The sequence below is a fragment of the Andreprevotia sp. IGB-42 genome (assembly GCF_009848685.1).
Lineage (GTDB): Bacteria > Pseudomonadota > Gammaproteobacteria > Burkholderiales > Chitinibacteraceae > Andreprevotia.
This window is the reverse complement of sequence record NZ_WXTX01000002.1, coordinates 341,474-353,902: the sequence shown is the minus strand read 5'-3', so window position 1 is coordinate 353,902 and position 12,429 is coordinate 341,474. Positions and strand designations below refer to the sequence as shown.

Here is a 12,429-nt window from a genome sequence, read left to right as displayed (position 1 = left end):
AGTGACTAGAGACGCAAAGAACCTTATCGTCGGGCTCGATATCGGGACGTCCAAAGTCGTCGCCGTCGTGGCCGAGATACAGGACGACGGCTCGTTGAATGTCGTCGGCATGGGCTCGTCGGTCAGCCGCGGGCTCAAGCGCGGTGTGGTCGTCGATATCGAGAAAACGGTGGGCGCAATCCAGGCCGCACTGGGCGAGGCCGAATTGATGGCGGATTGCAAGATCCGCGAGGTCTACACGGGCATTGCCGGTAGCCACATCAAGGGCATCAACTCGGACGGCATGGTGGCGATCAAGGACAAGGAAGTCACGCAGGCCGATGTGGACCGCGCGATCGAAACCGCCAGTGCCGTGAATATCCCGACCGATCACCAGGTGCTGCACATCCTGGCCCAGGAATACATGATCGATGGCCAGGAAGGCGTGAAAGAGCCGCTGGGCATGTCGGGTGTGCGGTTGCATGTGAACGTGCACATCGTGTCCGGCGCGGTCAGTGCGGTGCAGAACATCACCAAGTGCGTGCGCCGCTGCGGACTGGAAATTGCCGAAGTCATCCTGCAGCCGCTGGCATCGGCCAACGCGGTGCTGACCGAAGACGAACGCGATCTGGGCGTGTGCCTGGTGGATATCGGCGGCGGCACCACCGATATCTCGGTGTTCATGAACGGCGCCATCCGCCATACCGCGGTGATTCCGATTGCCGGCGACCAGATCACCAACGACATCGCCATGGCATTGCGCACGCCGACGTCGGAGGCGGAAACCATCAAGCTGCAGCATGGCGTGGCACTGCGCCACATGACCGATCCGCAAGCGATGATCGAAGTGCCCGGCGTGGGCGAGCGCGGTGCGCGGCAGATGAGCCGCCACACGCTGGCCGAAGTAGTGGAGCCGCGCGTTGAAGAACTGTACGGCCTAGTGCAGGCGGAACTGCGCCGCTTCGGTTTCGAAGACCGGCTATCGAGTGGCATCGTCATTACCGGCGGTGCCTCACTGATGCCGGGCATGACCGAGTTGGCCGAAGAGATATTCCACATGCCGGTGCGTATCGGCCTGCCCAAATACGTGGGCGGCCTGGCAGAAGTGGTGAAGAACCCGCGTTATTCGACAGCAGTGGGCCTGCTGTTGCTGGCGCATGAGCAATACCAGAAAAATCCGACCGGACGACAGAGGGATGGATCGTTCGGCGACATCCTGGGCCGCATGAAATCGTGGTTCCAGAACAACTTTTAATCAGTAGCTGTATCAGTAATATCGGGTCAGAGGAGAAACAAAATGGCATTGACGATTGAAGTCCAGGAAGTAGCGCATCACGTCAACATCAAGGTCATCGGTGTGGGCGGCGCGGGTTGCAACGCAATCAACAACATGATCGAGCACGCAATGAGCGGCGTGCAGTTCATTTCGGCGAATACCGATGCACAGGTGCTCAAGCTTTCCAAGGCGCAGGACGTGGTGCAACTGGGCCATGAACTGACCAAGGGCTTCGGCGCCGGTTGCAATCCGGATATCGGCCGCGCGGCAGCGGAAGAAGATCGCGAGCACATCGCCGATCTGATCAACGGCGCAGACCTGCTGTTCATCACTGCCGGCATGGGCGGCGGTACCGGCACTGGCGCAGCACCGGTGATTGCACAGGTGGCGCGCGAGAAAGGCATCCTGACCGTAGGCGTGGTCACCAAGCCGGGCCTCGACGAAGGCAACCGCCAGAAAGTGGCGCAACAGGGTATCGACGAGCTGAGCCGCTACGTGGATTCGCTGATCGTGGTTTCCAACCAGAAGCTGGAAGAAGTGCTGGGTGAAGACGTGACCATCGACGAAGCATTCCGCGCCGCAGACGACGTGCTGCGCAACGCGGTCGGTTCCATCGTCGAGATCATCAACTACCCGGGCCTGATCAACGTCGACTTTGCCGACGTGAAAACCGTGATGCGCGAAATGGGCATGGCGATGATGGGTTCCGCCCACGCATCGGGCTCCGACCGCGCGGTGATGGCCACCGAAGAGGCAATCCGTTGCCCGCTGCTGGACAACATCAGCTTCAAGGGTGCACGCGGCGTGCTGGTGAACTTCTCTGCCAGCCGCAACACGCTGAAGAAATCGGAAATCCGCCAGGCGCTCGAGATCATCGAAGCCGGCGTGGCCGATGGCGCGCTGGTCAAGCACGGTGTGGTATATGACGAAAGCCTGGGCGATGAAATCCGCGTGACCCTGGTTGCCACCGGCCTGAACAGCAAGGGCAAGCCGGAGCTGTCGGTGGTGCAGACGCAATCGTTGAAAACCGGCACCGATAACGCCGGCTTCAATGCAGAAGACTACGATACCCCGGCAATCTGGCGTTCGCGCCGTGGCGCTGGTGCACAGGCTGAACCGGCGGCACGCCCGGCGGTATCGAATATCGATATGGATATTCCGGCATTCCTGCGTCGCCAGGCTGACTGATTGCATGGGTGGGCAGCCCGCTGCGCGTGAGCGCGGCGGCGGCTTCGCGGGTGCATTCCCGGCCGTTGGCCGGGTGGCAGCTGTATCGGTTAGATAAAGAACGTCAATCGTGAGCATTGCAACGATCAATCCAGTCGATGACCCGCGGCTGGTAAAATCGGGGCTTGTTCAAGATTGATCCGCCCCTGGCCGGCATGTTGTAGTCTGGCAAGGCCAGCCAGGAGCGGGAGGATACGTCCATGTTTTCGCAACGTACTTTGAAAAGCGCCGTGCGCGCGGTCGGTGTTGGCCTGCATTCGGGCGAGCGGGTTACGCTCGTCATGAAGCCGGCCCCGGTCGATCACGGCATCGTGTTTGCCCGCAGCGATCTGCCGGGCTCGCGGCTTTTCAAGGTCGGGCCGGATCTCGTCAACGACACGCGTCTCTCCTCTACGCTGGTCGATGGCGATGTCCGCATCGGTACCATCGAGCACCTGATGTCGTCCTTCGCCGGGCTGGGCATCGATAATGTGCTGGTGGAAGTCGATGCGCCCGAGATGCCCATCATGGACGGCTCCGCCGCGCCCTTCATCTACCTGATCCAGTCTGCCGGCATCGTCGACCAGAACGCGCCCAAGCGCTTCGTGCGGGTGCTGAAAACGGTGGAAGTGGTCGATGGCGACAAGTGGGTGAAGCTCACACCGCACGATGGCTACAAGATCACGCTCACCATCGATTTCCAGCACCCGGCGTTCAAGCGCTCCGCGCAGACAGTGGAGCTCGATTTTGCCAATACCAACTACGTATCCGAGATTTCCCGCGCGCGCACATTCGGCTTCATCCACGAAGTGGAATACATGCGCATGCACGGGCTGGCGCGTGGCGGCAGCATGGAAAACGCCATCGTGATCGATGAATACCGCGTGCTGAACGAAGGCGGCCTGCGCTTCGAGGACGAATTCGTCCGTCACAAGGTGCTCGATGCGATCGGCGACCTGTATATCCTCGGGCAACCACTGATTGCCGCGTTTTCCGGCTACAAGAGCGGCCACGCAATGAACAACAAGCTGCTGCGCGCGCTGCTGGCCGACCCGACCAGCTACGAGATCGTCAGCTTCGACAAGCGCGAAGACGTGCCCAGTTCCTTCCATGATCTGCCGCCGCTGTCGATCTAGCCGATGTTTGCGCTGCTGCGTGTCGTTGTCATCCTCGCCATCGTGCTGATCGGCTTTGCCACATTCAAATATAGGCGTACGCAAGATGCCTTCTGGCTGCGCCTGATCCGCTGGACCATTTTCATCGTGCTGGGCGGCATGCTGGTGATGTTTGCCGGCCTGGCACTCGACAGGCTGGCTCACTGATGCCCCGTTTCTTCATCGATGCCGCGCTGGCGGCCGGCACTGCGTTCGCCTTGCCGGAGGGCGTGGCGCGCCATGTGCAGGTGCTGCGCATGCAGCCGGGTGAAACCATCACGCTGTTCAACGGCCAGGGCGGCGAATACAGCGCCGCCATTACCGCGATGGGCAAGAAGAACGTGGATGTGGCGGTTGGCGCATTCGCTGCCGCAGACCGCGAATCCGCGTTGCAGCTGGTGCTGGTGCAGGCGGTATCGGCATCCGAGCGCATGGATTACACGGTGCAGAAAGCCACCGAGCTGGGGATCAGCCGCATCGTGCCGGTGTACAGCCAGTATTGCCAGCAACGCATGAGTGGCGAGCGGGCGGAAAAACGCCTGGCGCACTGGCGCGCGGTGGCGCAGGCCGCGTGCGAGCAATGCGAGCGCACGCGCGTGCCGCAGATCGACCATGTGATGGCGCTGGATAAATTCCTCGCCACGCCGCTGGCGGCAGACCTCAAGCTGCTGCTGTCGCCGGTGGGGGCCATGCGCGCCGCCGGCCTGCCGCCCAGCGCGCAAAGCACCGCGGTGCTGGTGGGGCCGGAAGGCGGCTTGTCCGCCGCCGAGGAAGCTGCCGCGCGTGATGCCGGCTACCTGCCCATCATCCTGGGCCCGCGCATCCTCCGTACCGAAACCGCTGGCCCGGCCATGGCCGCCATCCTGCAGGCGCGCTACGGCGACTATTGAAGCGCCTTGCCGTTTTGCCTGGCCAGCATGTTGCTGTGCAGTGGCATCAAGAACCCGGCCAAGCCGGGTTTTCGCCGTTTGCTGCGGATGAAACAACGGCGCTCCTGCCCGGCTCCACACACCCGCCCTCGCCGTAGCGAGAGCGCCTCGCTGTCGCTCGTTATTGGGACTGGCCGCATGCGGGCGGCCCGGCGTGGCATTTTGACCGTGATTCCCCCACGGCCGGCGCAGCCGGGCGGCTATAATCCGGACTCGATTCCCTTGCGTGATCCGGCATGAATAGTCGTCAGCTTTACCTGCGCCTGCTGGGCGAAATCAAACCGTACTGGCGCGTGATCATCGTTACCGTCGTGTGCATGGCGGTGGCGGCCATCGTGGATGGCGCATTGCTGTCGCTGCTGCAGCCGCTGGTGGACAAGAACCTGTCCAACGATGCGCTGGCGCGCAGCAACATCTGGGTGCTGCCGGTGCAGATCCTGGCGCTGGCGGTATTGCGGCTGGCTTCCAACTTCGGCAACGAATACACCAGCACGTGGCTGTCCGCCCGCGTGATGCACGATCTGCGCGAAAAGATGTTTGCCCGCTACATGCGACTGCCCACGCGCTATTACGATCAGTCTTCCATCGGCGTGCTGCTGTCGCGCGTCACCTACGACGTGAACCAGATCATGGAAGCCGGCGTGCAGACGCTGACCGTGCTGTGCCGCGATTCGATCGCGCTGGTGGTTTACCTGTCCATCATGCTGTACCACGACTGGCGGCTGACGCTGCTGTGCCTGATCCTGCTGCCGGGCGTTGCCGCCAGCATTGCCATCGTCGGCAAGCGCCAGCGCCGCATCTCGCGCGAAACCCAGTCCGCGATGGGCGAGATGACGCGCATCCTCGATGAAAGCCTGGCCGGCCAGCGCGTGGTCAAGCTGTTTGGCGGCATCAGCTATGAGGAAGGACGTTTTTCCAGCCGCAACCGCGGCGTGAAGAACCTCAGCACCAAGCAGGCGGCCACTGCCGCGCTCAATTCCGGCCTGATCATGCTGCTGATCGGTATCACGCTGGCGGTGATCGTCTACTTTGCCACGCTGCGTGCCCAGGCGGGCGGGCTGACTGCTGGTGCGTTCATCGTATTCATGACCGCGATGATGGCGCTGCAACAGCCGATCAAGAACATCACCAAGATCAACCAGGTGATGCACCGCGGCCTTGCCGCCGCCGAATCGGTGTTTGCGGTGCTCGATCAGGATATCGAAAACGATGCCGGCACCACTGCACTGGGCCGCAGCGAAGGCCGCATCGAATTCCACAATGTCGATTTCCACTACGGCGATGCCGAGCACCTGGCGTTGGCCGGTATCAACCTCAGCGTGGCACGTGGCGAAACCATCGCGCTGGTGGGCAGCTCGGGCAGCGGCAAGACCACGCTGGCCAACCTGCTGCCACGTTTCTACGAGCCCAGTAGCGGCACCATCCTGCTCGATGACGTACCGCTGCCCGATTACAAGCTGGCCGATCTGCGCCGGCAGTTCGCCGTGGTCAGCCAGGATGTGGTGCTGTTCAACGACAGCGTGGCCGCCAATATCGCCTATGGCGATCCGCAGCCGGACATGGCGCGCGTGCGCGCAGCGGCGGAGGCGGCATTCGCCATCGATTTCATCGAGGCGATGCCGGAGGGGTTTGATTCCATGCTGGGCGAGAACGGCGTGCGGCTCTCCGGCGGACAGCGCCAGCGGCTGGCAATTGCGCGTGCCATCTACAAGAACGCGCCGGTGCTGATCCTCGATGAAGCCACTTCCGCACTGGATACCGAATCGGAACGCAAGGTGCAGGCCGCGCTGGAAAACCTGATGCAGGACCGCACCACGCTGGTGATCGCACACCGCCTCTCCACCATAGAAAGCGCCGACCGCATCGTGGTGATGCGCGCCGGGCGCGTGATCGAATCCGGCCGCCACGCCGAGCTGCTGGCCAATGGCGGCGCCTACGCGCAAATGCACCGCGTGCAGTTTGCCGAATAGGACGAGTAGTACCGTGCTGCCTCGCCGCAGCTGATCAAGCCGCATCGCCAACGGGCGATGCACCGAACCGGGAGCACACCGCATGCGCCTGCCCTTGCACCTGCTGGAGCTCAAACCCACCACCAACCCGTGGCGCAAGGCGTGGTGCTCGGCGTTCGCGGTGGGCTTGCCGGCGCTGGTTGCCATCCTGATGAACCAGCCGGCCGGCATCCTGTTCGGCGTGCTGGGTGGCCTGTATGCCACGCTGATCGATTTCGGTGGCTCTTTCCGCCATCGCGTCACCACGCAGCTGACCGGCGCGGTGCTGATCATCGCCTGCGGCGCATTCGGCGTGTATCTGGGCCGGCACGAGAGCTGGGTACTGCCGTTGCTGGCAGTGCTGTCGTTCGGCATCGGCTGGGTGGACGGCAATGACCTGGCGCTGGAAACCATCTTGCGGCTGGCCGCGCTGGTATTGCTGATCTACGCCTACACGCCGGGTTTTCCGCTCTCCGCGGTGCCTTATGTACTGCTCGGCTTTGGCGTGGGCCTGGCCATCACCGGGCTCGACAGCCTGTTGTGGCAGCAGTCGCGCGATGCACACAAGGGGCTGAAGCTGGGGCTGTGGCGCATCCTGGCGGGGCGCAACGCCGGCCTGCGCCACGCGCTGTGTTTTGCGTTTACTTGCACCGTGGCGCTATGGCTGGCGCTGGCGCTGGAATTCCAGCGGCCGGCATGGATCGCCGCAGTGACGTTGTTCGTACTCAAGCCCGATGGCCAGGACAGCCTGCGGCGCCTGCTGCAGAACGCTGTCGGCACGCTGGTGGGCGTGCCGCTGGCCTGGTGCGTGGTGCGCTTCAGCCACGATCCCGGCCATCTGCTGATCTGGGTGGTGCTATTCGCGTTCCTGCGGCCGCTGGGCATGGCCCGCAATTACTGGGCACATGCCGCTGCGATGACGGCGCTGGTGCTGGTGCTGCTCGATATCGTCTGGCTGCACGATGGCGGCGACATCAGCCTGCTGCGCATCCGCCTGACCGATGTGCTGGTGGGCTCCACCGTGGCGCTGATCGGGCTGATGATCTTCAACGTGGCCGCACGCCGGCATCTGCTGGCGCGTATCCGCAGCGATGGCCCGGATGGCTAGGCCGCGCGCGGATAACCCAGCCCGCTGAGGCGGGTGTGGCGCTGCCTTACCCGGGTGCGCAGATGCGCGACGATCAACGCTGCAGCAAGGGCCGCCAGCAGGTGCTTGAGCGTATGTCCGCTGACTCGCAGCCCCAGCGCCAGGATCTGCGCATCGGCCAGTTCCGCCCCCTTGGCCAGCACATAGCAGCCCAGTGCCTCGCCAAACACCAGCCTGCGGGCAAGCGGTGCGCTTGCTTGGTATTGCCACAGCGGAATCAGCAGCAGCGGTAACGCTTGCAGCAGCAGGTAGGGCCGCAAATCGTCGCTGTATGCCCACCATGCCACGCTGGCTATGGCAAGCACGCACAGCCCAAGGGCATTGAGCAGCGCAGTGAATGCACTGCCCGCACGCGATTCCGCACGCACAGCAGCCAGCAAGCCGGCGCAGGCCAGCGCAATCGGCAGGCGATCCCACACCAGCCGCTGGTCATCCGGCGCGCAGTGATACCACGCGGAGCCGACCGCAGTCGCCAGCAATGCGCACAGGAAGATCAGGTAAGCCGGCGCCGCATGGCCCAGGTTACCCCAGGCGGTTTCTGCATCCTTGCCCAGCAGGCCGTGCAGCCCCCACAGGCCGGCCAGCGCAAATGGCAGGTTGGACAACACGTCGGCCGCATTGGCGACGCCCAGCCAGCTGCGGTGATCGGCAAACCGGTGATAATCCTGCCACTGTGCAATCGGGCCGTGGGCCAGCATGGCTGCGATCAGCATGACGGTGATCAATGTGGGTAAAACGGCACTGCTGCGTTGCATGGTCCTCTCCATGTAAACGGAATGCGTGCAGCATGGCGGGAACGACCAGCACATGAAACCTTGCCGGAAAACGTCGCAGCATTTACGCTGCCCGGTATCAAAAAACGATACCCGACCGCCTCCAATCCATGAACGAAACCCGTCGCCTGCTCGATACCCTCAAACAGCGTTTCAAGGCACTGGGCATCACCTACCGCCATGCGGCGCAGCAACTGGGTGTGTCCGAACCCACGCTCAAGCGCCTGTTCAGTGGCGACAGCATCGCCGTGGACCGGCTGTGCGCATTGGCAGCCTTGGCCGATCTCACGCTGGCCGAGCTGGTGGCCGCCAGCCAGGAGCGCGCCAGCGCGCTGCAGCAGCTAAGCGAGGAGCAGGAGGCGCAGCTCGTCAGTGATAGCCAGTTGCTGCTGGTGGCGGTGGGCGCGCTCAATCACTGGACCATGGCCGACATCATTGCCAGCTACACGCTGAGCGAACCGGTGTGCATTGCCAAGCTGCTGCAGCTCGATCGCATGGGCCTGATCACGCTGTTGCCGGGTAACCGCATCCGCCTCAATATCACCCGCGATTTCGACTGGCGAGCGGATGGCCCGATACTGCGCTACTTCCGCGAGCAGGGCCGGCCGGATTTCCTTGATGCCGGTTTTGATGGCCCGGGCGAGACCATGCTGTTCCTGCACGGCATGCTCAGCGAAGCGGCGGCGCTGCAGTTCCGGCAAAAGCTGCAGCGCTTGCGCCAGGATCTGGCCGAGCTGCACCGCGAGAGCCTGAACGTGCCACTATCGCATCGCCATGGCACCGGGGTGCTGCTGGCCATGCGTGAATGGCAGCCGCAATCCTTTGCTGTGTTGCGCCGGCCGGATCGTGGCGCATGAGGCTGCTGCCGTCGTACCGTACTACCACCACGTTCATGCTGCTGGTTTTCGTCGCCAGCTGGATCAAGCCGCTGTGGCCGTTAGAGCAAGCGCTGCACAGCTCGCTTACCTTGATCGGTTTCGTGGCGCTGTGGTGGTATCGCCGCCATTACCCGCTGAGCGAGCGTGATTATCTACTGATCGCGCTGTTCATTGCCGCGCACTGCATCGCTGCACGCTGGCTGTATTCCAACGTACCCTACGAGCGCTGGATGCAATCGGCAATGGGCATCTCGCTCAACCAGGTGCTGGGTTGGCAACGCAACCACTTCGACCGGCTGGTGCACCTGCTGTATGGCTTCTGCCTGACGCCGCCGATTGCCGCACACGTGATACGCCGCTACCGGCAAAGCTGCCGCTGCGGTTTTCTGGTGGCGATCACCGCCATCATGGTCACCAGCCTCTGGTACGAGTGGTTCGAGTGGTTGATTGCCATTACGCTGTCGCCCGGTCAGGCAGAGGCCTATAACGGCCAGCAGGGCGATATGTGGGATGCACACAAGGACATGCTCACTGCCACCTTGGGCAGCCTGCTGTGGTGGTTGCATTACCGCCGCCAGCGCGGCAAGACGGGAGAGGAGGCACCATGTACTACCTGATCCTCAAATATGGCATCACCGCGGCCGTGGTGGTGCTGGTGTCCGAGCTGGCCAAGCGCAGCGACAAGCTCGGCGCGCTGCTGGCCTCGCTGCCACTGGTGACGGTGCTGACGCTGTGCTGGCTGTACCTGGAAAAGCAGCCGCTGGAGAAGATTGCCAACCACGCGTACTACACCTTCTGGTACGTGGTGCCCACCCTGCCGATGTTTCTGCTATTCCCGTGGCTGATACAGCGCTGGGGTTTCGGCATGGCGCTGGCGGCCAGCATGGTCATGACCATGCTGTGTTTCGCGCTGTTTGCGCTGCTGCTCAAGCGCTGGGGCATCGTGCTCTTTTAAGAGCCGCCATCAAAACCCTGCTGGCCGCGTTGCCCGGGGGCAGCTCGCCGGCTGAGTTCCTCCAGTGGTTACCAGAAGGATAGCGGAGGCGCTTCAGCCCCGCGCCACGATGGCGGCCAGCGTGCGCACGGCCTGATCCACCTCGCGCGTGAACGGCTGGCCGCAACTGATGCGCACGAAGTGGTTGAAGCGCTTGAGGTTGGAGAACATCACCCCCGGTGCAATACGGATGCCGGCCTGCAGCGCGGCATCGAATACCGCTTCCGATTCGCGCTGTGCGGGCATTTCCACCCACAGTGCCAGCCCGCCTTCGGGTACGCTCAAGCAGGTGCCGGCGGGGAACGAGCTGGCGATCGCATCGGCCATCTGTTCGCGCTGTTCGCGCAGGCGGGTGCGCAGCCGGCGCAGGTGGCGCTCGTAGGCGCTGGAGGCCATGTAATCTGCGGCGGCGATCTGCGGCAGCGCTTCGTTGGGGCGGGATTGCGCGTACTTGAGCATTTCCACCCGCGCCTGCCAGCGGCCCGCGCTGATCCAGCCCAGCCGCATGCCCGGCGCGAGGATCTTGTGCAGCGACGCACAGTAGATCACGTTGCCGCTGTGATCCCATGCCTTGAGGGCGGATAGCGGTACATCGCTGTTGCCCAGCGCTGAATAGGTATCGTCCTCGATCAGCGCAATCTGTTGCGCCTCGCACCACTGCACCAGCTTCTGCTTGTGGCTGTCGGGCATGATGCTGCCCAGCGGGTTTTGCAGGTTGGGCACCACCACCACACCCTTGATGTTCGGGTAGGTTTGCGCGGCCAGATCCAGTGCTTCGAGCGAGATGCCGGTCTGCGGGCTGGTGGGGATTTCCAGTGCACGCAGCCCCAGGCTTTCCAGTATCTGCAACAGGCCGTAGAAGGTGGGGGATTCAACCGCGATCACGTCACCGGGCTGGGCGACGGCGCGCAACGCCAGGTTGAGCGCTTCCACGCAGCCTTGCGTGACGACGATTTCATCCGCACCGATGTTGATGCGGGCATCCAGCACCCGCCGCGCCAGCACATTGCGGAAGACGGCAGCACCATTGGGTGGCACGGCGCGGCCGAACAGATCGGGATGCTGGCGCAGCCCGCGTATCGCCGCGTTGCGCAATGCTTCATACGGATACAGCTCGGGCGCGCCGACCGCGCCGGAGAAATTGGTGTGCACCGTGGCGGCCTGCCCGCGCGTGAGGATGGCCGATACGCGCGCGTGTACACCGACGAACTGTGCCGGATCGGGCACCGTGCATAGCGGTTCGCGCGCCGGTGTCAGCGCGGCTTTGACCGGCTTGCGGATGAAATAGCCGGAGCGGGGCCGTGCTTCCAGTACGCCGCGGCTTTCCAGCAGCCGACATGCCTGCAGGGCGGTGGAGAGCGATACATCATGCCGCGCCATCAGCACGCGCACCGAGGGCATGCGCTCGCCCACTGCAAGGGTGCCGGCGGCAATAGCCTGCAGATAATGGCCCGCCAACTGGCGGTACAGGGGTTCGCTGTGCATGGCTGCCATTGTCCTCCTTGCTGCGGACCGGAACACATACAGATAAACCGTTACTGCATCGCAACAGATGGGTTTCATGCCTGCTGTTGAGGATCACGCGACATTTTCCTGTGCCTGTTTTGCGCTGCCCCTGCCCGATAAGCTGTTTGCACGGTAGCAAGGAGAGCGTGATGCGGGACAAGACACAGGTAATACAGATCGATCTGATGGCAGGGCAGACGCTGCCGGTCTATGGCAGGCGTGGCGCGGTGCTGCATGTGGCCAGCGGGGAAGTGCTGCTGGCCGAATCGCCCCAATGGCTGGGTGAACGGATGTTTGCACCGCACTACAGGCTGCGAGCCGGCAACGTGCATGTGCTCGATTCTGCTGGCTGGGTGGCGTTGACTGCTCTCCACGCCAGCACGCTGAGCGCGCGCAAGCTCGCTTGCGTGGGCGCACCCACGCCATTGGGGCAGCGCGTGCGGCGATGGCTGGCAAGCCGGCCGGGGATGGCGCTGTTTGCCAGGCCGGGGCATGGGTGAGCGCTTGTCCTTACCCTACCCGTATCAATGGGTAAGCGGCATCAGGAACCCGGCCTGGCCGGGTTCTTGCCTGTGCTGGCGGATGAAACACCAGCGCTC

Annotated in this window: 13 protein-coding genes; 11 read left to right on the top strand and 2 right to left on the bottom strand. The window is 63.4% G+C overall.

The features are described 5' to 3' along the window. Window position 1: 1 nt before the first annotated feature. The 7 genes from ftsA (at window position 2) to IGB42_RS04375 (ending at window position 7,640) form a co-directional block, all read left to right on the top strand. On the top strand, window positions 2-1,234 hold the full coding sequence (gene ftsA / locus IGB42_RS04405) for a cell division protein FtsA (RefSeq protein WP_201799821.1): 1,233 nt from the start codon (window positions 2-4) through the stop codon (window positions 1,232-1,234). Window positions 1,235-1,276: 42 nt separating this feature from the next. Beyond that, window positions 1,277-2,443 (top strand): cell division protein FtsZ, encoded by a 1,167-nt coding sequence (ftsZ, locus tag IGB42_RS04400; RefSeq protein WP_159667363.1) that lies wholly within the window; start codon window positions 1,277-1,279, stop codon window positions 2,441-2,443. Between the two features lie 239 nt (window positions 2,444-2,682). Further along, on the top strand, window positions 2,683-3,597 hold the full coding sequence (gene lpxC, locus IGB42_RS04395; protein ID WP_159667360.1) for a UDP-3-O-acyl-N-acetylglucosamine deacetylase: 915 nt from the start codon (window positions 2,683-2,685) through the stop codon (window positions 3,595-3,597). 3 nt (window positions 3,598-3,600) lie between these two features. Beyond that, window positions 3,601-3,783, top strand: a complete 183-nt coding sequence (locus tag IGB42_RS04390; protein WP_159667357.1) for a hypothetical protein — start codon at window positions 3,601-3,603, stop codon at window positions 3,781-3,783. Next, entirely contained in the window at window positions 3,783-4,505 is a 723-nt protein-coding gene (locus tag IGB42_RS04385; protein ID WP_159667354.1) for a 16S rRNA (uracil(1498)-N(3))-methyltransferase, read from the top strand. Before IGB42_RS04390 ends, IGB42_RS04385 begins: the two co-directional genes overlap by 1 nt. 275 nt (window positions 4,506-4,780) lie before the next feature. After that, a complete protein-coding gene (msbA, locus tag IGB42_RS04380; RefSeq protein ID WP_159667351.1) occupies window positions 4,781-6,514 on the top strand; it encodes a lipid A export permease/ATP-binding protein MsbA in 1,734 nt (577 codons plus the stop codon). Between the two features lie 82 nt (window positions 6,515-6,596). Next, window positions 6,597-7,640, top strand: a complete 1,044-nt coding sequence (locus IGB42_RS04375) for an FUSC family protein (protein ID WP_159667348.1) — start codon at window positions 6,597-6,599, stop codon at window positions 7,638-7,640. Here the strand turns inward: IGB42_RS04375 and IGB42_RS04370 are convergent. Continuing rightward, window positions 7,637-8,434, bottom strand: coding sequence for a hypothetical protein (locus tag IGB42_RS04370; protein WP_159667345.1), 798 nt, complete (start codon window positions 8,432-8,434; stop codon window positions 7,637-7,639). The genes IGB42_RS04375 and IGB42_RS04370 overlap by 4 nt on opposite strands. A gap of 128 nt (window positions 8,435-8,562) precedes the next feature. Between IGB42_RS04370 and IGB42_RS04365 the strand changes: the two genes are divergently transcribed. Genes IGB42_RS04365 through IGB42_RS04355 form a run of 3 tightly spaced genes read left to right on the top strand, consistent with a single transcriptional unit; the run spans window position 8,563 to window position 10,285 of the window. Continuing rightward, window positions 8,563-9,309, top strand: coding sequence for a helix-turn-helix domain-containing protein (locus IGB42_RS04365; protein WP_159667343.1), 747 nt, complete (start codon window positions 8,563-8,565; stop codon window positions 9,307-9,309). Then, window positions 9,306-9,947, top strand: a complete 642-nt coding sequence (locus tag IGB42_RS04360; RefSeq protein ID WP_159667340.1) for a DUF2238 domain-containing protein — start codon at window positions 9,306-9,308, stop codon at window positions 9,945-9,947. Before IGB42_RS04365 ends, IGB42_RS04360 begins: the two co-directional genes overlap by 4 nt. After that, window positions 9,935-10,285, top strand: coding sequence for a DUF3147 family protein (locus IGB42_RS04355; RefSeq protein WP_159667337.1), 351 nt, complete (start codon window positions 9,935-9,937; stop codon window positions 10,283-10,285). Before IGB42_RS04360 ends, IGB42_RS04355 begins: the two co-directional genes overlap by 13 nt. Window positions 10,286-10,378: 93 nt before the next feature. Here IGB42_RS04355 and IGB42_RS04350 read toward each other — a convergent pair whose 3' ends face one another. Then, window positions 10,379-11,809: a PLP-dependent aminotransferase family protein gene (locus tag IGB42_RS04350; RefSeq protein ID WP_159667334.1), complete on the bottom strand. Its 1,431-nt coding sequence runs from the start codon at window positions 11,807-11,809 to the stop codon at window positions 10,379-10,381. Between the two features lie 170 nt (window positions 11,810-11,979). On the opposite strand from IGB42_RS04350, the gene IGB42_RS04345 reads away from it, so the two are divergent. Further along, complete coding sequence (locus IGB42_RS04345) at window positions 11,980-12,330, top strand: hypothetical protein (RefSeq protein WP_159667331.1); 351 nt, start codon at window positions 11,980-11,982, stop codon at window positions 12,328-12,330. The last annotated feature ends 99 nt before the right edge of the window (window positions 12,331-12,429 follow it).